The sequence below is a fragment of the Burkholderia sp. BCC0419 genome, assembly GCF_902830285.1.
Lineage (GTDB): Bacteria > Pseudomonadota > Gammaproteobacteria > Burkholderiales > Burkholderiaceae > Burkholderia.
This window is the reverse complement of sequence record NZ_CADESR010000001.1, coordinates 135,704-155,217: the sequence shown is the minus strand read 5'-3', so window position 1 is coordinate 155,217 and position 19,514 is coordinate 135,704. Positions and strand designations below refer to the sequence as shown.

The window sequence follows — 19,514 nt, the reverse complement described above, 5'->3', positions numbered from 1 at the left end:
TTCCAAATGCTTACGGTAATGACGACGCGATTCGACCCATATTGCATTCGTTGCGGCGTTCCTTTTAAATGGAACTGGTTCCATTCGTTGAATCGGCCATGTTCGCGCGTGACGCGCCGCCGCGTGCGCGTCATGATGCCGATTCAGGATCGAGGATCATTCAGCTCAGGATTCGCATCGCCCGTCCTTCCCGGACACCCCGTCAAACGAGACCGTCATGCCCGATTCCGCCTCCCTGCAGCACCTGTTTCCCGCGTTACAGGACATCCCCGCCGAATTCCGGCTGGCTTCGCCGATTCACCAGCGCGTGTCGCTCGTCGACGGCGCATTGCGACCGTGGGACGGCACGACCAAGACCGTGCTGTCGCCCGTGTGCGTGCGGCAGGCGGACGGCAGCGTCGAGCAGGTCGAGATCGGCAGCTACCCGGTGATGGGCGAGACGGAAAGCGATGCGGCGCTCGACGCCGCGGTGCGCGCGTACGACGCCGGCCGCGGCGAGTGGCCGACGATGAAGGTCGAGCAGCGCATCGCGTGCATGCAGGACTTCATCAAGCGGATGGTCGCGCAGCGCGAACTCGTCGTGAACCTGATCATGTGGGAAATCGGCAAGAGCCTCGCCGATTCGCAGAAGGAATTCGACCGCACCGTCACGTACATGACGCAGACGATCGACGCGCTGAAGGAGCTCGACAACGCGAACTCGCGCTTCGTGATCGCGGAAGGCACGATCGGCCAGATCCGCCGCACGCCGCTCGGCGTCGTGCTGTGCATGGGCCCGTACAACTATCCGTTGAACGAAACCTTCGCGACGCTGATCCCCGCGCTGCTGATGGGCAACACCGTGGTGTTCAAGCCGCCGCAGTACGGCACGCTGCTGTTCGAGCCGCTGCTCGAGGCGTTCCGCGACGCATTCCCGAAGGGCGTGATCAACACGATCTACGCGCCGGGCGCGGTGGTCGTGCCGCACATGCTCGCGTCGGGCAAGATCAACGTGCTCGCGCTGATCGGCTCGAGCAAGGTGGCCGATCACCTGAAGAAGCAGCACCCGAAGTCGCATCGGCTGCGCGCGATCCTCGGCCTCGACGCGAAGAACGCGGCGATCGTGCTGCCCGATGCCGATCTCGACCTCACCGTGAAGGAGTGCCTGCTCGGCGCGCTGTCGTTCAACGGCCAGCGCTGTACCGCGCTGAAGATGCTGCTCGTGCATCGCTCGATCGTCGACGAATTCCTGAAGCGCTTCACCGCCGCGCTCGAACAGCTGAAGATCGGCATGCCGTGGGAAAAGGGCGTCAGCATCACGCCGCTGCCCGGCATGCATCGCACCGCGTACATGACCGACGCGATCGACGACGCGAAGGCGAAGGGCGCGCAGGTCGTCAATCATTCGGGCGGCGAATTCAGCAAGACGCTGTTCTACCCGGCCGTCGTATATCCGGTGTCCGAAGGGATGAAGCTGTATCGCGAGGAACAGTTCGGACCGATCATTCCGGTCACGCCGTTCGACGACGTGGAAACCGCGCTCGACTACGTGACGACGTCGGAGCACGGCCAGCAGGTCAGCATCTTCGGTTCCGATCCGGCGCAGATCGGCGCGCTCGTCGATCCGCTCGTGAACCAGGTGTGCCGCGTGAACATCAACTGCCAGTGCCAGCGCGGGCCCGACGTGTTCCCGTTCGCGGGGCGCAAGGATTCGGCGGAAGGCACGCTGTCGGTGAGCGACGCGCTGCGCGCGTTCTCGATCCGCTCGATGGTCGCGGCGAAGCAGACCGACAGCAGCAAGCAGCTGCTCGACTCGATCGTGTCGGATCACCACTCGAAGTTCATCAATACGGGCTTCATTTTCTGAAGCCGTCTTGATCGATGCCGGCGCCTCCGTCGCACGTCGGTGCGGCGGGGCATCCGGTCGAACGCGTACCCCGTCGCCCGCCTCCGGTCAGATCGCGCCCGGTCGCGCGTGCAGGCCGTTCAGTAGCGTATCCCATGCCTGCAGCGCGCCCGTCTCATCGACCGGCGAGGTCGCCTGAGCCGGTGGCAGGTCGCTCCGCACGGCCACGCCCAGCAGCATCTCGATCGCGGTATACGGTTGCGCGAGCGTGGCGGCATTGCCCGGCGCGAGCAGGTAGAAACGATAAGCCGTGACGGCGCCGTCCTGTAGCTCGAACAGCACTTCCTCGGCATCCATGCCGGCAATCGACCGTTTTCCCTGGCGCAGGATGCGATAGCTTCCGGGCAGGCGGTCCAATGTCGCGCGCAACGCGGGCAGCGCACGGCTGAGCGGCGGCTGCCGATCATCGTCGACGGCATTGCGCAACTGGATCACGAGCAGCGCCGGTCGGCCCGGCATCAACGCGAACGATTGCCTGACTTCCTCGGGGTAGGCCGACGATCCGGTGACGATCCCGCCGTCGAAGCAGAAACCCGGTTCGGTCGGAACGACCCAGTTGTCGCGAAACCGGACGCGCCGGAACGTGTCGTCATAGATGCTTTCGGCACGATCCAGCGCATCGGCGCCGATGCTGCCCGTCGTGCGGACGAGCGTGCGGTTCGAGTACAGATAGCCTTCAGTATCGAACGGCAATGTGACGGATTTCGCCGCCGCTTCGTTGAAGACGAAAACACGCGAATTCGGCACGGGGGAAAAGGCCTTTTCCAGCCAGACGTGACGCGTCTTCCAATCCATCTCGACCGGATTCAAGCGCGGCCTGGTACGCATCTCCTGCTCGCGAGCGGCGACTGCGGCACGGTAGGCGTCCGGCGGCACATCGTGCGTCGTGAGCAGTGTCTCCCCGCGGTACGCGTAACGCTGATTCGAGATCTCGCTCGAAACGGGCCGATCGAACACCAGGCGGCCGATACACCACGGACGTACTTTGGACAGCAGCGGATTGCCGGTCGCCGGATCGGCGGAAAACACCGAAGCGCAGGCCAACAGTCCCGCCAGCACACAGAACAAGCGCAAGAAACGAATCATCGGCATCTTCCGGCACCTCGTGCATTCTTCATGGCCTGCGCCACACTGTATCCGGAAATACGCGGCATTCGCCGTTGCCCGGGGTCGCGCAGCAGCGTGGCTGTGCGAGGCCCCGATACCTGCACGTCAACCGGCACTTCGGCCACGACGGTCGCGACGGCCACGCGTGACGCCGTCATCGGCGCGACCCTTGCCCGGTTGACTGCCTCTCGCAGCCAATGCAGTTTCGGCGCGCGATACCTCACACGTTCGTCACCAGCAGCCGAATCCCCGCCACGCCGAACACGACGGCCAGGCACGCCTCCATCGCACGCCGCCCGCGCACGTACAGCCGGCGCGCACCGTCCATCGAGAACACCAGCGCATAGCCGCCGAACACCACGCAGCCGATCGCGAGGCAGCCCGGCACGACCGCGCCGTGCGCCCCGCCCGCGCCGTTCGACGACAGCGCGACGATCGACACCCACACGAGAATCGCCTTCGGATTGGTCAGGTGCAGCATCGCGCCGCGCACGTAGAAGCGCGACAGCCGCTGCTCGCGCGCCGCGTTCGCTGCTGCCGCCGGCGGGCCCGACAGCGCCGTGCGCGCCGACTTGAACGCGAGCCACAGCAGGTACAGCCCGCCGAACACCTTGATCGCGACCAGCAGCTTCGACCACGCGAGCAGCGCGGCCGATACGCCGAGCGCCGCCACCGTCGCCCAAAACATCGACCCTGAAATCACGCCGAGCGCGAACGCGAACGCCGCCTTGCGGCCCTGGTTCGCGGCGACCGACATGATCGCGAGATTGCTCGGCCCGGGGCTGGCCGTGCCGATGAAATAAGCGGTGTAGGCAAGCAACAGGTTGGCGGAGAAGAAGGCGTGGACGCTCATGTCGAACTTCGCGGGGATGATCCGAAGATTGTTGGCAAACCTGCGCCGTCTGCCCATGGACAATTGCGCGGCCAATCGCTGGGCCAGTTGCGTGACCATGCAACCGATCGCCGCTCGCCGGACTGTCTCTGTTTTGAAACAACCGGCGCATTCACCGCCGGCTCGCGCGATGCAGTGGCGCGCGTCCCGTGCGGGCGTTTCCCGTCGGCGGACGCACGGCGGGCGTGGCCGAACCGCACCGCACGCGCCGCTCCGGCCGTTCGCCGGCACACACGCGCAATGCACCGGACGCCCGCGTTACGTTACATCCGTGAAGCATTTCGCGTCGTCGCGCCGCTTCAGGCGCGCGACGACGCCTACCTCCCGCCCGTAGACGCCCGCCTCGACCGCCTGCGCGATCCAGTGCCGACGGGACTCGCCGACCGATGCCGGATCGCGGCTCAACATTCCTCAACAATCGTCCGGCGGCGCTGGTACGGAATCTGCATTCGGTTCAGGCAGAAGCCGCGCGCGGTACCGCGCGGACATGAATTCACCCTCGGGCGCTCCACGGATCCGCCCGTACGATATGCACACGCAACGAGGCTCTCCATGGATGCGCAGCCCAACTCGTCCGATTCGTCGTTCCAGCTCTTCCTCGCCAAGGTGCTCGAACAGCCGCTGCCCGACTGGACCGAAAAACAGCAGATGGAACTCGAGATGGCGCGCACGCTGTCGACGCACATGGTCACGCTCGCCGAAGACATGCGCAGCCGCACGCCCGATCTCGCGCGCTGCCTCGTGCTGCTTCGCTACGCGAAGGTGCTCGACTTCATGCTGACGTCGCTCGCCGCGCACCGCGACATTCATCCGCAGACGCTGCGCACGCTGTTCCGGCTCGCGAACCTGAAGGTCGACGATGCGTATCCGGTGTGAGCCGGCGCAACGGATCGGGGGCCGCGCACGGCCGTCGCGGCAACGCCGGTCATTCGCGATTGGCGCGAATGTTGAATAATTTCCCCCGCTTCCGCCTGACCTGACCCACTCCGCACACGCACGGCCCGCCTGCCCCTCCGCGCAAACGGAGGTACAATCGCGCGCCATGAACGCACTTCGCCGCTTCCTGCTCCGGCCAGGCGTCGCGCGACAGTTGCTGTGGGGGTTCCTCCTCGTGACGCTGCTGTCCCGCGCGCTGATGTCGGGCGCCGTGATGCTCGATCCGGACGGTCCGGATGCGGGCTCGGTGGTGCTGTGTTCGGGCCAAGGTCCGCTGATCATCACGGGCGCTGCACTGGCCGCCCGCTTCGACGCGAGCGCGCCGATCACGCCGGCCAACGATGCGCTCGCGCTCGTCGACGCGCTCAAGCATGACGCGCACGCCGACAAGGCGGCGTCCTCCGGCAACGGCGACAGCCTGTGCGCATTCGGCGCCGCGCTGTTCACCGCGCTCGCATCGTTCGTGCTGCTGGTGCTGCTGTTTCCCGCGGCGGCGCCGCGGCGCTTCCGCGTTCACGTCGACAGTCTTCCTTTCGTGCGATCGATATTCGACGATCGCCCGCCTTCCCGCGCTCCTCCTCGGTTCTGCTGAACGTTTCGCCCTGTGGCGCATGCACGTCGATGTGCATGCGCGTTCACGCCGTTCGTTTCATCCGACCTGATTCACGCGTTCACCCGCATGCCCGCGTCGCGCGGGCGACGCCGCCCTGCGCACCGTTTGCGCAGCGTGTCGCGCCGCCTGTTGCGGCGATGCACGCACGCGGGTGCAACGCACGTTGACGGCAGCCGGCCCGCGCCGGCCTCGCCGCTCGACGAACTTGAGGAGCTCACACCATGTCGACCACCGTCGATCGGGCCGTCTCGCCCGCCCGTTCCGCCAGCGCCGGTTACCGGACGCTCTGGCGCTGGCACTTCTATGCCGGCCTGTTCGTGATGCCGTTCCTCGTGATCCTCGCGATCACGGGCACGCTCTACTGCTTCCAGCCGCAGATCGAGCCGCTGCTGTATCCGCACCGGCTGGTCGTCGAACCGCGCGCGACGCCGCGGCTCGATGCCGACGCGCTGCTCGCCCGCGCCCGCACCGCGATGCCGGCCGGCGCAACGCCGGTTTCCGTGCAGGTCGCCACCGCGCCGGACCGCAGCGCCGAGTACGTTTTCCGGCTGCGTGACGGCAGCCGCGAGAGCGTGTACGTGAACCCGTACGACGGCCGCGTGCTCGGCACGCTGAGCGTCGAGAACCGCTTCATGCAGGTCGACCGGATGCTGCATCGCAAGCTGCTGCTCGGCAAGACCGGCGAGTGGCTGATGGAGCTCGCCGCCTGCTGGACTTTCGTGATGATCGGCACCGGCATCGCGCTGTGGTGGCCGCGCGGTACAGCGCGCGTCGGGCGCGCACTGCGGCCCGACCTGTCGCTGCGCGGCCGGCCGCTGTGGAAAAGCCTTCACGCGACGGCCGGCATCTGGCTCGCGGCCGGCACGGTCGCGTTCATCCTGACCGGGCTGCCGTGGTCGGGCTCGTGGGGCAAGAACTTCAAGGCGCTCGCCGCGACCGTGAACCTCGGCGCGCCGGAAGGCGCATGGGGCGGCGCGTCGGTACGCTCGACGCGCCCGGGCGCCGCAGCGACGCCCGAGACTGCGCGTGCACCGGCCGCCGCACCGTCCGGCCATCATCACGATTCCGGCGAATCGATGCCGGGGATGGTGATGGACGACCTGCCGTTGCCGCAAACGCCGTGGGCGGTCGGCAACGTGCCCGTACCGCATTCGCCGTCGGCGCAGTCCACGCCGACGCCCGCGCCGCTGCCGCTGGCCCGCGCGATCGCGATCGTCGCCGGGCTCGGCGTGACGAGCGGCTACACGCTCGCGCTGCCGTCCGGCGCGGACGGCGTGTTCACCGCGTCGTACTTCCCGGCCGACCCGAAGGCCGAACGCACGATCTACATCGACCAGTACAGCGGCGCGGTCCTGAAGGACATCCGCTATGACGACTACGGCGCGGTATCGCAAGCGGTGTCGTACGGCACGTCGCTGCACATGGGCCGTTACTTCGGGCTCGCGAACCAGATCATTTGCGCGGTGCTGTCGCTCGGGCTGGCCGCGATGGCCGTCACGGGCACCGTGATGTGGTGGAAGCGCCGCCCGGCCGGGACGCTGGGCGCACCGTCGCGCGAACGCGGCACGCCGCCGATGCGCGGCTGGATCGCCGGGCTCGTGCTGCTCGGCATCGTGTTCCCGTTGATGGGGCTGACGATCGTCGCGGTCTGGTTGCTCGACCGGCTGCTGTTCGGCCGCGCGGCGCGCGCGGCGGCGTGATCGACGCAAGCGCTTCCCCCATTCGAAGGAAACCGAACAATGAAGTTCAGATTGATGCTGCCCGCTGCCGTGCTCGCGGCGCTCTCGCCGGCCGGGCAGGCACAGGAAAGTGGCGTTGACAGCACCGGCGCCACGCTCGCACCGATTCGCGTCGACGCGCAGAAGGCGCCCGCACTGACGCAACCGCTCGACACCGGCAGCCATCTCGGGCTGTCGTCGCTCGAAACGCCCGCGAGCGTCGAGCAGATCAACCGCGCGACACTCGACACGCGCGGCGACAGCGCAATCGTCGATGCAGTGAGCCGCGCCGCCGGCATCAGCGCGTCGCCGCATCCCGGCAACGGCAACTCGGAGCTCGCCGCGCGCGGCTTCGTCGGCGCGTCGTCGGTCACGCAGCTCTATGACGGCGTGCGCCCGTATGGCGCGATCGGCGTCACGTTCCCGTTCGACACGTGGTCGGTCGACCACATCGACGTGCTGCGCGGCCCCGCTTCGGTGATCTACGGCGAAGGCGCGATCGGCGGCGTGGTCAATATCGTCCCGAAGAAGCCGACGCGCACGCCGATCCGCAACGAACTGCAGGTCGGCGGCGGCACCGAAGGCACCGCGCGCGCCGCGTTCGGCAGCGGCGGCGCGATCAACGACAAGTTGTCGTACCGCTTCGACATCAGCGGCAACCGCGCGTCGAACTGGGTCGATCGCGGCGATTCGCGCAACCTGTCGGTCTCCGGCGCGCTGCGCTACGACGTGACGCCCGACCTGTCCGTCACGGCATCGTACGCGCAGGGCTTCATGCATCCGATGCAGTATTTCGGCGCGCCGCTCGTCAACGGGGCGCGCGATCGCGCGCTCGACAAGAAGAACTACAACGTCGGCGACAGTGACATCGCATTCCGCGACAGCTGGGCCACCGTATCGGCGAACTGGCAGCCGAGCGACAGCCTGAACGTGACGAGCACGCTGTACCGGATGAAGAGCAACCGTCACTGGAAGGATGCGGAGTACTACACGTACCTGCCGTCGAGCGCGCAAGTGCGGCGCAGCAGCTACACCGAGATCTTTCACGACCAGGAACAGTACGGCAACGTGACGACGGCCACCGTCGGCAGCGCGCTGTTCGGGATGCGCAACACATTTTCAGCGGGCTTCGAGTTCAACCACACGACGTTCCAGCACGACAACAATTCGCCGTATTCGGGCACGTCGACGGTCGATCCGTTCAACTTCGACCCGGGCAGTTTCATCAATACGGCCGGCACGTTTCCGAAGTACCGCAGCCAGTCCAACCAGTACGCGCTGTTCGCGGAGAACCGGCTCGAGATCACGTCGCGCTGGTCGGTGATCGGCGGGCTGCGCTACGACCATGCGAGCGTGAACCGCGACGATCTCGTGAACGGCGGCGCGTTCACGAAGGTGTTCGCGAACACCGGCTGGCGCATCGGCACCGTGTACGACGTGCGGCCCGGTCTCGCCGTGTACGGCCAGTATTCGGTCGCGGCCGATCCGGTCAGCTCGCTGCTGTCGCTGAATGCGTCGAAGGCGAACTTCACGCTCGCGACCGGCCGGCAGATCGAGATCGGCGTGAAGCAGTCGTTCCTCGACGGCAAGGCCGAATGGACGCTCGCCGCGTACCGGATCGTGAAGCGCAACCTCCTGACGGCCGACCCGGTGAACCCGAACCAGTCGATACAGGTCGGCCAGCAGTCGTCGCGCGGGCTGGAGGCGACGGTCGGCGCGGAGATCGCGAAGGACTGGCGCGTCGATGCGAACGTGTCGATCCTGCGCGCGAAATACGACGATTTCCAGCAGTCGTCCGGCGGCACGACCGTGTCGCGCGCGGGCAACGTGCCGGTATCGGTGCCGCAGCGGCTCGCGAACCTGTGGGTGAGCTGGCGCTTCGCGCCGGACTGGACGGGTATCGCGGGCGTCAAGTACGTCGGCAAGCGGTTCGCCGATACCGCGAACCAGCTCGTGATGCCGTCGTACACGACCGTCGACCTCGGCCTCGCGTGGAAGCCGCGCAAGGACACGACGATCACCGCCCGCGCGTACAACGTATTCAACCGCCGCTACGTGCAGTCCGCGTACTACAACGAGACGCAGTATCTGCTCGGCAACGACCGGCGGTTCGAAGTGCTGGCGAACTACCGGTTCTGATGCGGCGCGCCGCCGCGCCACGCGCCCGCCGGCGCGTGCACGGCGGCGGGTCGGTCAGTCTCCGGTCTGGCCACTGCCAATCCGAAACAGCCCGTCACGCACGCGGGCCGGCCATCCACTTCCGGTAGCGCCGCGTCTGGCACTGCGTGGCGAGTTGCTGACCCACCAGCGCGCGCAGCGGCGATACCCGCGGGTGCGTGCGGCGCCCTTCGCTGAGCCGCGTGAGCTGGAACTTGACGACGGCCATGTTCGCCAGCGCGCCCAGCACCTTGTTCTTCCAGCGGATCGGCTGCAGCACCGGCGCGCTGTCCTTGCCGGCGCGCCAGTCGCGCGGCAGGTTCGGATCGATCGACAGCGCGGTCGCGATACCGACCATCGCCACGCCGCTGCTCACCACCTGCTCGGCCACCGCACGACGCCGGATCCCGCCCGTGACCATCAGCGGCATCCGCGCGACGGCGGTGATGTCGCGCGCGAATTCGAGGAAATACGCTTCGCGCGCGAGCGTGCGGCCGTCGCGCGCCTCGCCCTGCATCGCCGGCACTTCATAGCTGCCGCCCGACAGTTCGACGAGATCGACGCCGAGCGGATTCAGCAGTTCGACCACCCGCTTCGCGTCGTCCGCGCTGAAACCGCCGCGCTGGAAATCGGCCGAGTTCAGCTTCACCGCGACGACGAATGCCGGCGACACCGCCGCGCGCACCGCCTTCACGATATCGAGCAGCAGGCGCGCGCGATTCTCGATGCTGCCGCCCCATTGATCCTGCCGGCGATTCGTCAGCGGCGACAGGAACTGGCTCAGCAGATAGCCGTGCGCCGCGTGCACCTGCACGCCGGTGAAGCCGCTTTGCTCCGCGAGCTGCGCGGCGCGCACGAAGCGTTGCTGCACGTCGGCGATATCGGCTGCCGTCATTTCCTTCGGCACCGGAAACTGCTTCGACAGCGCGCCGAGCGCGAGCGGCACGGCCGACGGCGCGAGCGTCGTCTGACCGAGCGCCGCCTGCATCTGGCGCCCCGGGTGATTGATCTGCATCCACACGTGCGCGCCGCCCGAACGGGCGATCTGCGCCCAGCGGCGGAAACGGTCGAGATGCGTGTCGCTTTCGAGCACGACGCCGTTCGGCCCCGTCATCGCGCGGCCGTCCACCATCACGTTGCCGGTCAGGATCAGGCCGGCCTGACCGTCGGCCCACGCCTGGTACAGGCGCAGCAACGCATCGGACGGCGCGTGGTCCGCATCGGCCATGTTTTCTTCCATCGCGGCCTTGGCCAGACGGTTCGGAATCACCGCCCCGTTGGGCAGTGTGAGGGGCGCAAACAGATTCATGGGGGACATCCTCGATTGACGATGGCCAACGATAACTTTAAAGTCAACTTTAAGGTCAAGCCCTTTTGGAGCCCATCATGAAAATCGGCGAACTGGCGAAAGCGAGCGGCCTTGCGGCGTCGCGCATCCGCTTCTACGAAGCGAGCGGCCTGCTCGAACCGGCCCGCCGGCAGGCGAACGGCTATCGGGAATACGGGCCGGAAGCGTTGACGCGGCTCGCGATCATCGACCGCGCGCAGTGCGCGGGCTTCTCGCTCGACGAGATCCGCGCGGTGCTGCCGCCGGATCTCGGCGCATGGCCGCACGACGAACTGCTCGTCGCGCTGCGGCACAAGGTCGACGAAATCGCGCTGCTCGAACGGCGTCTCGCGCAGAACCGGCAGCATCTGGAAACGCTGATCGACGAGATCGAGAACAAGCCGGCGGGCGAGGATTGCGCGGGCGCCGCGCAACGGATGCTCGACCGGCTGTGCGAGCAGGCCAGCGAGCCGCTGGAGGCGACGCCGGTCGTGCGGCCGGCGCGCAAGCGTGCGTGATCGATTGCATTGGGGGATTGCGCGGCGGGATTGCGCTGCGTCGTCCATCTATCCATCCATTCGCGCCGTGGCGAGACGGGTCGACGCCTATGCGTCGGCTGCCGTGGCGCAATCTCATGACCCTATCCGCATGACGATCCCCCGCATCAAAGGATGTCTCCTCGCCGCGCTGCTGACGTTCGGCATCGGCGGCGCGTTCGCCAGGACGTGCGCCGACACGCCTGCATCGTTCGCTTGCCCGGACACACCCGATCTGCCGGACGACATCGTCGCGCAGCTTCCGGCCGGCTACGAAGCGATGGATGCCGCGTCCGGGCCACTGACCGACAGCACACGCAACGGTTATGTCGTCGTCGCGCACCGCCCCGACGACTCGATGCGCAACGCATCGCTGCGTCCGCTGATGATCTTCCTGCAGGGCAAGGACGGGCGCTACCGGCTGGCCGCGCGCAACGATACCGTGATCATGAAAGCCGACGAAGGCGGCATGGACGACCCGTATCTCGATGGCGTCGCCGACCATGCGCTCACGGTCGAGCCTCGCACGTTCACGATCGAGCAAGGCGTATTCGCAGGCCATAACCACTGGCGCGACCGTGTGACCTTTCGCTACGAGGCTGCGCATCGCACATGGGTGTTTCATCGCGAAGTGTTCCGGAACTGGCGATTCAACTATGAGCAGGGCGGCGACGCGCTGACGGCCGACCCGGTGCGCGTCACGCGCGCCAATGCGGCCAAGCCCGTCACATTCGAAGCGTGGCGACCGAGTTACTGGTGCGATTCGGCGGAGCAGCGCGAAAGTGATCCGGCTTGCCGCAAGCATTGATGGCAATACGGCCGGCGACGGTGCGCGCCAGTCGTCGCTGAAGTGCGATACGGCACGATTGTCCCGATTTGCTTACGTCGCAGGTAATCGACGCGCGCCGCCCGCGCCGCGATCATGGCTCCATCGACTCACGCACCGCATCACGCCAAGGAGCCCGCCATGACCGCCTACGCCATCGCCCACCTGCACGACGTCGAGATGTGCGACGACATCGTCGAGTACCTCGAACGCATCGACGGCACGCTCGCACCGTACGACGGCCATTTCGTGATTCACGGCGCACGGCCGGAGGTACGCGAAGGCGTGTGGCGCGGCGACCTGATCGCGATCGCGTTTCCCGATCTCGACACGGCGCGCGCGTGGTACGAATCGGCTGCGTACCGGCAGATCCAGCCGCTGCGCGCACGGCACGCGAGCGGCCCGTTGATCCTGATCGACGGCGTCGACGAACGGCATAAGGCGACCGACATTCTGCGTTGAGGCTCGATGCAGGCGACGCAGGCGATGCTTACGACGCCTCGCGCTCCGCCTTCATCCATCATGAGTCCAGTAACGACGCCGAGATGGCCTGTATACGCGCCATTCATCAGACAAATCTTTTTTCCGGCATGCTCGACCTAATTATGCGAAATCCGTGGTTGTGTCGATGGTCGCGGGGGATTGCTCAGTCAGGCCGTGCAGCCGCATGGCCGTGAGATAGAGATTCTTTCTGAGTGATAGCAGGATGGCCAGCAGTGGGACATCACCCCAGACGGGCCATTGCTCGGTCCGCTGCGGGAATGGAAACTCGACTTTCCGAAGTTTGACGTGCAGTGGCAGAAATGCGATGAAGTTGTCTACGGTGATACATATAGATCAATCCTCAACGGCCCCTTCCGCGGTCTCGCTTCGGCGCCGCCGCGCAATCATGCATTCATGCCGTTGTGCAATCGTGCGATTGTGCTATAGTGAATGCAGGCACTAGCCGGTGCCTGTTTATACAAATCGAAGCACCATCCGATGCTTCAGCGTCAACGTAACAAAACACTATAGGTCGTCAACCGCCGAAACGCCGCGCACCGTTTGGGCATACAGGAGGGAAGCTTGAGCGTGCGCCTACTTAATAAATCACTAGGACGAAACCGGCTATGAACACGTTTGAACACAAGACCAGTGTCAAGGTCGTCGGTTCGAGCGGTCAGATTTCGCTTGGCAAGGAATTCGCCGGCCGGCAAGTGCTCATCGAAGAGCGCGAGCCGGGTGTGTGGCTCATCCGCACCGCCGTCGTGATCCCCGAAAACGAAGCGTGGCTGCATGCGCCTCAGGCCCAACGTGACCTGCAGGAAGCACTCGCGTGGGCTCAAGCCAATCCGCCGCACGAATCAGACCCTGACGCCCTTTTCGAAGAGCTGCGACATGCACAAGAAAAACGACGTCGTAAAGGTAGATCTGAATAATCCGGTCTTCCAGCGTCAGTGGGTCGACCTGGACAAGACGGAGGCGTCACGAGTGCTCGCGACCCTCAAGAAGTTGCTGCAGTTGAACTGGGACCAGCTGTACCGGGACCAAGGGCTGAAGTGGGAAAAGCTCACGAGTGTAGCGCCGCCGGCCGGCATCGATGCGCTGTATTCGCTACGCATCACGCAGGCGCGTCGCGCGACCGCCTATCGTGACGGCAATACGCTCCGCTTCCTCACGATCGAGCCCGATCACGACGCGACCTACGGCAAGAAGTGATCCGATGCGCCGGACCTCGACTCTCGAGGCCCGGCGTTTTTCAGTTGATCGAGCACGGCCTCAACCGCAAATCCGTCGTCAATGAAGCGGCCCTCGTCGGGCCGTGCTGCTCAAGCCTTCCGCTCCATCGGCTCGCCGACGACGAACCCGCCGCCCTGGAACCGCTGCGCGGGATCGTCGTACTCGGCGGTCGGCGCCGTCACCGGGAACAGCCCGGCGAACTGCTCGGAGCTGTCGCGCGGGCGGAAGCCGAGGAAGCCGGCCTTCGTGTTGTCCCACCACTTCACCGGGTTGTCCGACGCGCCGTAGACGATCGCGTGCCCGACGCGGTTCGTCAGCAGCGAGCAGCGCACGAGCTCGATGAAGTCGCGATAGCTGAGGAACGTGACGAGCATGCGCGGGTTCTTCGGCACCTCGAACGACGAGCCGATCCGCAGGCATACCGTCTCGATCCCGAAGCGGTCGAAGTAGTAGCGCGACAGCGATTCGCCGAAGCACTTCGTCACGCCGTACAGGCTGTCGGGGCGCAGCGGCGCATCGGCGTCGAGCACTTCGGTGACCGGATGGAAACCGATCGCATGGTTCGAGCTCGCGAACACGACGCGCTTCACGCCGTGCTTGCGCGCGGCTTCGTACAGGTTGTACGTGCCGGTGATGTTCGCGCCGACCAGATCGTCGAACGGCGCATCGACCGAAATGCCGCCGAGGTGGACGATCGCGTCCACGCCGTCGACGAGCTGCATCACGGCCGGCCGGTCGGCCAGGTCGACCACGCGGATTTCTTCATGCGCAGCCGCGTCGTCCAGCGCCGCGATGTCGCTGACGCGCACGACGTCGGCCCAGTCGGCCAGCGCGCCGCGCAACTGGCGGCCGAGGTTGCCGGCCGCGCCCGTCAGCAGCAGGCGGCCGAACGGTTTGCGCGCGGCGGTGGATGAGGCGTTCATCGAATCTCCTTGAATCTACCTAAAGCGGAAAACGTTTTCCAACTATACGCGGACGCGGCGCCGAACGTCAATGGTCGAACCTGCTCGCAGCCATCCGCACTTTCCCGATATCGACGGCTATCTGCGCGCCGGCTTTTTCTGCCACAATCCGGCGTTATCGAACGAAAACGTTACCCTTCCGATGAAAAAAGTTTCCTCGACGATCCGCGACGTGGCCGCGGAAGCCGGCGTGTCGGTCGCGACGGTATCGAAGTACGTAAACGGCACGCAGCGCTTCTCGCCGACCGTCGAGGCACGGCTGAAGGAGGCCATCGAGCGGCTCGGCTACCGTTCGAATCCGCTCGCGCGCTCGATGATCACCGGCCGCACGCGCACCATCGGCCTCGTGATCCTCGACATCAGCAACCCGCACTTCACGAACGTGGTGAAAGGTGCGAACCGCGTCGCGCTGCAGCACGATTACACACTGCTGCTCGTCGACACCGAGGAGAGCCAGGCGCGCGAACGCTCGCTGATCGAGGCGCTCGCGCAGCGCGTCGACGGGCTGATCGTCAGCACGCGGATGCCCGACGAGGAAGCCGGCTGGATGCTCGACCTCAACAAGCCGCTCGTGCTGCTGCGTCGCAGCCCGGGCCTGCCGATTCCGAGCGTCGGCATCGACAACCGGCTGTCGACCTACATGCTTGCGCGCCACCTGCTCAACCTCGGCCACACGCGCATCGCGTATCTCGGCTTCGGCACCGCGCGCGTGAACGACGAACGGATCCAGGGCGCGCGCGACTGCCTCGCCGAAGCGGGGCTCACGCTCGACGTGCACGATGCGCATGCGCCGACCGCCGAAGCCGGCGAGCGCGCGTGCTCGCGCGTGATGCTCGGGCCGCAGCGCCCGCAGGCCGTGATCTGCTACAACGACCTGATCGCGCTGGGCTTCATGAAGGAAGCCGCGTCGCTCGGCTTCCGGCTGCCGCAGGACGTGTCCGTCGCCGGCATCGACAACGTGCCGTACGGCGCATACGCGGCGCCCGCGCTGACGACCGTCGACATCCAGAACGAGAACATGGGCGAACTCGCGATGCAGAAGCTGATCGACGCGCTCGCCGGGCGCACCGACGCGAGCTATTCGACGTTCGAGCCGCGGCTGATCATGCGCGCATCGACGGCCTCGGCCGGCTGACGCGGTCGCGACGCGTCACTTCCCCGAAGCAAAAAGAAGCGCCGCCCGAGGGCGGCGTTTTCGCTTGCCGATGCGCAATCAGGCGTCGAGTTTCGCAGGCTTCATCTTCGGCGTGAGCACGTGCATCACGGCCAGCGCGATCAGGTAGGCCGACGCGCCGATCGCGAACAGCACCCAGTAGTGGCCGGTGCGCTGCAGCACCTGCCCGATCACTTCCGAGAACAGCACGCCACCGATCGAGCCGGCCATCCCGCCGATGCCGACCACCGACGCGACCGCGCGGCGCGGGAACAGGTCGGACGCCGTCGTGAACAGGTTCGCCGACCAGCCCTGATGCGCGGCCGCGGCGAGCCCGACGATCAGTACTGCGATCCACAGGCTCTGCACCTGCGACACGAATGCGATCGGCAGCACGCAGCATGCGCAGATCAGCATCGCCGTCTTGCGCGCCCGGTTCACGCTCCAGCCGGCGCGCAGCAGCATCGACGACAGCCAGCCGCCGCCGATGCTGCCGACCGTCGTCAGTGCATAGATGCAGACGAGCGGCAAGCCGATGTGCTGCATGTCCATCCCGCGCGATTCGTTGAGCCACTTCGGCAGCCAGAACAGGTAGAACCACCACACCGGATCGGTCAGGAACTTGCCGACCAGGAAGGCCCACGTCTCGCGCTTGCGGATCAGTTCGCCCCAGCGCGGCGCGCCGGCGTTCGCGTTCGCCGCGTCGAGCGCTTCGGCTTCGTCGCGCGGCTCGTCGTATTCCGCGGCGAGCGCGCGCGTGTCGGCCGTGCGATACATCACCAGCCATACCGCGAGCCACACGATGCCGATCGCGCCGATGATCACGAACGCCGCGCGCCAGCCGTAGGCCACCGCGATCGCCGGGATGATCGCCGGCGCGAACACCGCGCCGATGTTCGCGCCCGAGTTGAAGATGCCGGTGGCGAGCGCGCGTTCGCGACGCGGGAACCATTCGGCCGTCGTCTTGATCGCCGCCGGGAAGTTGCCGCCCTCGCCGATGCCGAGCAGCGCGCGCACGGCCGCGAAGCCCATCACCGAGCCGACCGCCGCGTGCAGCATCGCGGCGATGCTCCACATCAGCATCGCCACCGCGTACGACACGCGCGTGCCGAGCCAGTCGACGATGCGCCCGAAGCCGAGCAGGCCCAGCGCATAGAACGCCGAAAACGCCATCACGATGCGGCCGTATTGCACCTGGGTCCAGCCGATGTCGTGCTGGAGCATCGGCGCGAGCAGGCCGAGGATCTGCCGATCCATGTAGTTGATGACGGTCGCGAAAAACAGCAGTGCACAGACGGTCCAGCGGTAGCGGCTGGCGGCCGCGCGCACGGCGCCGACGACGGCAGTGGGCATGAATGTCTCCGATGCGCGGTCGCGCCCGTCGCGCCGCACGAAGTTCGTTGACCGGCGACCGGCGCCGGGGCGAACGGCCCGCGCGCTCACGCACCGGCCCTTTCACCAACCTATCTGGAAAACGTTTTTCAAAGGATAGGGCGTCTGCCGGGGCCGTGTCAGTCGGGGATTTCGATGAGTCATCTCAAATTAGTCACGGCAAAAGAGACGACTGTTTCGCAGAGTGGCATTAACCGTTTTTCCCCTGATTTTCCTGCTGCGGTGCGGCAGGCGCGCGGCCGGCGAGACACATGTCCGATTCCAGCCAAAATTGACGGCGAGGATGGTTTACAGTCGTCGCATGCGCCTCGATCCCGACACCTGCTACGACGCCCTGCTTTCGCGGAACCGCCGCTTCGACGGCTGGTTCTTCGTCGGCGTCGCGACGACCGGCGTGTACTGCCGCCCCGTCTGCCCGGTGAAGCCGCCGAAGGCGCAAAACTGCAGCTATTACCCGACCGCCGCGGCAGCCGAGAAAGCCGGCTTCCGGCCCTGCATGCGCTGCCGCCCCGAGCTCGCGCCCGGCCACGGGCTGCTCGACCTGTCCGGCAATCTCGCCGACGCGGCCGCGACGCTGATCGACGACGGTTTCCTGAACGCGCATTCCGTCGATGCGCTCGCACGGCGCGTCGGCGTGACCGAACGCCATCTGCGGCGGATCTTCGGCGCGCAGTTCGGCGTGTCGCCGGTCGAGTTCGCGCAGACGCAGCGGCTGCTGATGGCCAAGCGGCTGCTGACCGATACCGCGCTGCCGGTGGCCGTCGTCGCGTCGACGGCCGGGTTCGGCAGCGTGCGGCGCTTCAACGACCTGTTCCGGCAGCGCTACGGCCTCAATCCGTTGCGGCTGCGCAAAGGCGCCGGCACATCGGCCGACGGCGACATGACCTTCCCGCTGCCGTACCGGCCGCCATTCGCGTGGGCCGACCTGATGCGTTTTCTCGCGCAGCGGCAGATCGACGGCGTCGAGCGGATCGACGCGCAGGGTTATGCGCGCATCGTCGAACTGCCGAATCGAAACGACGGCGGCCGCGTGGCCGGCTGGCTGTCCGTCGCGCACGTGCCGCAGCGCTTCGCGCTGGCCGTCACCGTGTCGCCCGCGCTGACGCCGGTCGTGCCGGCCGTGCTCGCACGCGTGCGCCGGCTGTTCGATCTCGACAGCCGACCCGACGTGATCGATGCGCATCTCGGCGATCTCGCGAACGGCTCGCCGGGCCTGCGCGTGCCCGGCGCGTTCGACGGCCTCGAGATCGCGATCCGTGCAATCGTGGGCGAGCAGCTTGCGGCGGCGCACGCGGATACGCCGTTGCTCGCGCGCCTCGCGGAACGCTTCGGCAACTCGGTCGACGGCGCGCCGCCGGGCCTCACGCACGCTCTACCCGGTGCTGCGACGCTGGCTGCGCTGCCGCCTTCGGCCCTCGAGACGATCGGCATCAAGCACGACACGGCACGCGCGATCGTGTCGCTCGCCCGCGCCGTCGACGACGGCACGCTCGCGCTCGAACCGATGGCTCCGCTCGACGCGACGCTCGCCGCGTTGCGCGCAATGCCCGGTTTCGACGAACGCGCGGTGCAGTACGTCGCGATGCGCGCGATGGCCTGGCCGAATGCGTTCCCCGCTGACGAAGCGTGGCTGCCCGCCCGCACCGAACCCGCGCGCCTGCCGTCCTCTGCGCCGCACGCGGCGCGCTGGGCGCCGTGGCGCGCGTATGCCGCACTGCATGTGTGGCGCCTTCATGGAGACGCTCTGCGATGACTCCCGCTCACCTGATTCCGAGCCCGCTGGGCGACATCGCCGTGCGCATCGAGGACGATGTGCTGACCGGCCTGTACTTCGTCGGCCAGAAATACTTCCCGCCGCTTGCGGTCGTGCACGACGCGGACGCACTCGCCAGGTCGCCGGTCGCACGCCGGGTCGCGGAAGAAATCGCCGAGTACTTCACCGGCGCGCGCGACACGTTCTCGGTGCCGATCCACCTGCGCGGCACTGCGTTTCAGCGACGGGTATGGAAGGAACTGCTCGCGATTCCGTTCGGCGAACTCGTGTCGTACGGCGACATCACCGAACGCGTCGGGCTGCCGATGAGCGGCGCGCGCGCCGTGGGCGGCGCGGTCGGCCGCAATCCGGTATCGATCATCGTGCCGTGCCATCGCGTGGTCGGCGCATCGGGCAGCCTGACCGGCTATGCGGGCGGCATCGAGCGCAAGCGCGCGCTGCTGTCGCTCGAAGGCGCGGAACGCTCACGCGGCGCCCATCATCCGATGCAGCAAGCCCTCGCGTTCTGATGGGGGAT

General features: G+C 66.9%; 19 protein-coding genes. 13 read left to right on the top strand and 6 right to left on the bottom strand.

Translation table 11 applies throughout. The features are described 5' to 3' along the window. Positions 1-217: 217 nt before the first annotated feature. A complete protein-coding gene (locus HWW87_RS00685; protein WP_175818845.1) occupies positions 218-1,846 on the top strand; it encodes an NADP-dependent glyceraldehyde-3-phosphate dehydrogenase in 1,629 nt (542 codons plus the stop codon). Between the two features lie 87 nt (positions 1,847-1,933). On the opposite strand, the gene HWW87_RS00680 is transcribed toward HWW87_RS00685, so the two are convergent. The 3 genes from HWW87_RS00680 to HWW87_RS00670 all read right to left on the bottom strand — a co-directional run bounded on the left by HWW87_RS00680 (position 1,934) and on the right by HWW87_RS00670 (position 4,292). Further along, positions 1,934-2,977 (bottom strand): T6SS immunity protein Tli4 family protein, encoded by a 1,044-nt coding sequence (locus tag HWW87_RS00680; protein ID WP_175818844.1) that lies wholly within the window; start codon positions 2,975-2,977, stop codon positions 1,934-1,936. Positions 2,978-3,212: 235 nt separating this feature from the next. Then, on the bottom strand, positions 3,213-3,845 hold the full coding sequence (locus HWW87_RS00675; protein WP_175818843.1) for a LysE family translocator: 633 nt from the start codon (positions 3,843-3,845) through the stop codon (positions 3,213-3,215). A 297-nt stretch (positions 3,846-4,142) separates the two neighbouring features. After that, a complete protein-coding gene (locus tag HWW87_RS00670; RefSeq protein ID WP_175818842.1) occupies positions 4,143-4,292 on the bottom strand; it encodes a hypothetical protein in 150 nt (49 codons plus the stop codon). Between the two features lie 144 nt (positions 4,293-4,436). Here HWW87_RS00670 and HWW87_RS00665 point away from each other — a divergent pair, with 144 nt between their 5' ends. The 4 genes from HWW87_RS00665 to HWW87_RS00650 all read left to right on the top strand — a co-directional run bounded on the left by HWW87_RS00665 (position 4,437) and on the right by HWW87_RS00650 (position 9,290). Then, the gene (locus HWW87_RS00665; protein ID WP_174387265.1) at positions 4,437-4,760 is read left to right on the top strand and encodes a DNA-binding protein; all 324 of its coding nucleotides are present in this window, start codon (positions 4,437-4,439) and stop codon (positions 4,758-4,760) included. Positions 4,761-4,926: 166 nt separating this feature from the next. After that, positions 4,927-5,412: a hypothetical protein gene (locus tag HWW87_RS00660; RefSeq protein ID WP_175818841.1), complete on the top strand. Its 486-nt coding sequence runs from the start codon at positions 4,927-4,929 to the stop codon at positions 5,410-5,412. Positions 5,413-5,654: 242 nt separating this feature from the next. Continuing rightward, complete coding sequence (locus HWW87_RS00655; protein ID WP_175818840.1) at positions 5,655-7,133, top strand: PepSY domain-containing protein; 1,479 nt, start codon at positions 5,655-5,657, stop codon at positions 7,131-7,133. Positions 7,134-7,172: 39 nt separating this feature from the next. Beyond that, entirely contained in the window at positions 7,173-9,290 is a 2,118-nt protein-coding gene (locus HWW87_RS00650) for a TonB-dependent receptor (protein WP_175818839.1), read from the top strand. A gap of 94 nt (positions 9,291-9,384) precedes the next feature. On the opposite strand, the gene HWW87_RS00645 is transcribed toward HWW87_RS00650, so the two are convergent. Further along, positions 9,385-10,617 carry an NADH:flavin oxidoreductase/NADH oxidase family protein gene (locus HWW87_RS00645; protein WP_175818838.1) on the bottom strand — a complete coding sequence of 411 codons (1,233 nt, stop codon included), beginning with the start codon at positions 10,615-10,617 and terminating at the stop codon, positions 9,385-9,387. Between the two features lie 77 nt (positions 10,618-10,694). Between HWW87_RS00645 and HWW87_RS00640 the strand changes: the two genes are divergently transcribed. The 5 genes from HWW87_RS00640 (at position 10,695) to HWW87_RS00620 (ending at position 13,695) form a co-directional block, all read left to right on the top strand. Continuing rightward, positions 10,695-11,153: a MerR family transcriptional regulator gene (locus HWW87_RS00640; RefSeq protein WP_175818837.1), complete on the top strand. Its 459-nt coding sequence runs from the start codon at positions 10,695-10,697 to the stop codon at positions 11,151-11,153. A gap of 130 nt (positions 11,154-11,283) precedes the next feature. Continuing rightward, complete coding sequence (locus HWW87_RS00635; RefSeq protein WP_175818836.1) at positions 11,284-11,979, top strand: hypothetical protein; 696 nt, start codon at positions 11,284-11,286, stop codon at positions 11,977-11,979. Between the two features lie 159 nt (positions 11,980-12,138). Then, entirely contained in the window at positions 12,139-12,459 is a 321-nt protein-coding gene (locus HWW87_RS00630; RefSeq protein WP_175818835.1) for a DUF1330 domain-containing protein, read from the top strand. A gap of 647 nt (positions 12,460-13,106) precedes the next feature. Then, a complete protein-coding gene (locus tag HWW87_RS00625; protein ID WP_175818834.1) occupies positions 13,107-13,415 on the top strand; it encodes a hypothetical protein in 309 nt (102 codons plus the stop codon). Positions 13,416-13,467: 52 nt separating this feature from the next. Continuing rightward, positions 13,468-13,695 (top strand): hypothetical protein, encoded by a 228-nt coding sequence (locus HWW87_RS00620; RefSeq protein WP_208449921.1) that lies wholly within the window; start codon positions 13,468-13,470, stop codon positions 13,693-13,695. 110 nt (positions 13,696-13,805) lie between these two features. Here HWW87_RS00620 and HWW87_RS00615 read toward each other — a convergent pair whose 3' ends face one another. Then, the gene (locus HWW87_RS00615; RefSeq protein ID WP_174431924.1) at positions 13,806-14,639 is read right to left on the bottom strand and encodes an NAD(P)-dependent oxidoreductase; all 834 of its coding nucleotides are present in this window, start codon (positions 14,637-14,639) and stop codon (positions 13,806-13,808) included. Positions 14,640-14,709: 70 nt separating this feature from the next. Here HWW87_RS00615 and HWW87_RS00610 point away from each other — a divergent pair, with 70 nt between their 5' ends. After that, positions 14,710-15,813: a LacI family DNA-binding transcriptional regulator gene (locus HWW87_RS00610; protein ID WP_175818832.1), complete on the top strand. Its 1,104-nt coding sequence runs from the start codon at positions 14,710-14,712 to the stop codon at positions 15,811-15,813. Positions 15,814-15,891: 78 nt separating this feature from the next. Here HWW87_RS00610 and HWW87_RS00605 read toward each other — a convergent pair whose 3' ends face one another. Then, entirely contained in the window at positions 15,892-17,184 is a 1,293-nt protein-coding gene (locus tag HWW87_RS00605) for an MFS transporter (protein WP_175818831.1), read from the bottom strand. A 322-nt stretch (positions 17,185-17,506) separates the two neighbouring features. Here HWW87_RS00605 and HWW87_RS00600 point away from each other — a divergent pair, with 322 nt between their 5' ends. Together HWW87_RS00600 and HWW87_RS00595 are read left to right on the top strand one after the other, a co-directional pair. Further along, the gene (locus tag HWW87_RS00600; RefSeq protein ID WP_175818830.1) at positions 17,507-18,976 is read left to right on the top strand and encodes a DNA-3-methyladenine glycosylase 2 family protein; all 1,470 of its coding nucleotides are present in this window, start codon (positions 17,507-17,509) and stop codon (positions 18,974-18,976) included. Continuing rightward, positions 18,973-19,506, top strand: a complete 534-nt coding sequence (locus HWW87_RS00595) for a methylated-DNA--[protein]-cysteine S-methyltransferase (protein ID WP_175818829.1) — start codon at positions 18,973-18,975, stop codon at positions 19,504-19,506. The genes HWW87_RS00600 and HWW87_RS00595 overlap by 4 nt, the downstream gene beginning before the upstream one ends. Positions 19,507-19,514: the final 8 nt, after the last annotated feature.

Bases quoted from the DNA above. Each gene is read 5' to 3' on its own strand.
- HWW87_RS00650 (WP_175818839.1), top strand. From the start codon at position 7,173: ATGAAGTTCAGATTGATGCTGCCCGCTGCCGTGCTCGCGGCGCTCTCG.
- HWW87_RS00675 (WP_175818843.1), bottom strand. From the start codon at position 3,845: ATGAGCGTCCACGCCTTCTTCTCCGCCAACCTGTTGCTTGCCTACACC.
- HWW87_RS00680 (WP_175818844.1), bottom strand. From the start codon at position 2,977: ATGCCGATGATTCGTTTCTTGCGCTTGTTCTGTGTGCTGGCGGGACTG.
- HWW87_RS00640 (WP_175818837.1), top strand. From the start codon at position 10,695: ATGAAAATCGGCGAACTGGCGAAAGCGAGCGGCCTTGCGGCGTCGCGC.
- HWW87_RS00595 (WP_175818829.1), top strand. From the start codon at position 18,973: ATGACTCCCGCTCACCTGATTCCGAGCCCGCTGGGCGACATCGCCGTG.
- HWW87_RS00660 (WP_175818841.1), top strand. From the start codon at position 4,927: ATGAACGCACTTCGCCGCTTCCTGCTCCGGCCAGGCGTCGCGCGACAG.
- HWW87_RS00665 (WP_174387265.1), top strand. From the start codon at position 4,437: ATGGATGCGCAGCCCAACTCGTCCGATTCGTCGTTCCAGCTCTTCCTC.
- HWW87_RS00635 (WP_175818836.1), top strand. From the start codon at position 11,284: ATGACGATCCCCCGCATCAAAGGATGTCTCCTCGCCGCGCTGCTGACG.
- HWW87_RS00625 (WP_175818834.1), top strand. From the start codon at position 13,107: ATGAACACGTTTGAACACAAGACCAGTGTCAAGGTCGTCGGTTCGAGC.
- HWW87_RS00670 (WP_175818842.1), bottom strand. From the start codon at position 4,292: ATGTTGAGCCGCGATCCGGCATCGGTCGGCGAGTCCCGTCGGCACTGG.
- HWW87_RS00600 (WP_175818830.1), top strand. From the start codon at position 17,507: ATGGTTTACAGTCGTCGCATGCGCCTCGATCCCGACACCTGCTACGAC.
- HWW87_RS00605 (WP_175818831.1), bottom strand. From the start codon at position 17,184: ATGCCCACTGCCGTCGTCGGCGCCGTGCGCGCGGCCGCCAGCCGCTAC.
- HWW87_RS00655 (WP_175818840.1), top strand. From the start codon at position 5,655: ATGTCGACCACCGTCGATCGGGCCGTCTCGCCCGCCCGTTCCGCCAGC.
- HWW87_RS00685 (WP_175818845.1), top strand. From the start codon at position 218: ATGCCCGATTCCGCCTCCCTGCAGCACCTGTTTCCCGCGTTACAGGAC.
- HWW87_RS00645 (WP_175818838.1), bottom strand. From the start codon at position 10,617: ATGAATCTGTTTGCGCCCCTCACACTGCCCAACGGGGCGGTGATTCCG.
- HWW87_RS00615 (WP_174431924.1), bottom strand. From the start codon at position 14,639: ATGAACGCCTCATCCACCGCCGCGCGCAAACCGTTCGGCCGCCTGCTG.
- HWW87_RS00610 (WP_175818832.1), top strand. From the start codon at position 14,710: ATGGTCGAACCTGCTCGCAGCCATCCGCACTTTCCCGATATCGACGGC.
- HWW87_RS00630 (WP_175818835.1), top strand. From the start codon at position 12,139: ATGACCGCCTACGCCATCGCCCACCTGCACGACGTCGAGATGTGCGAC.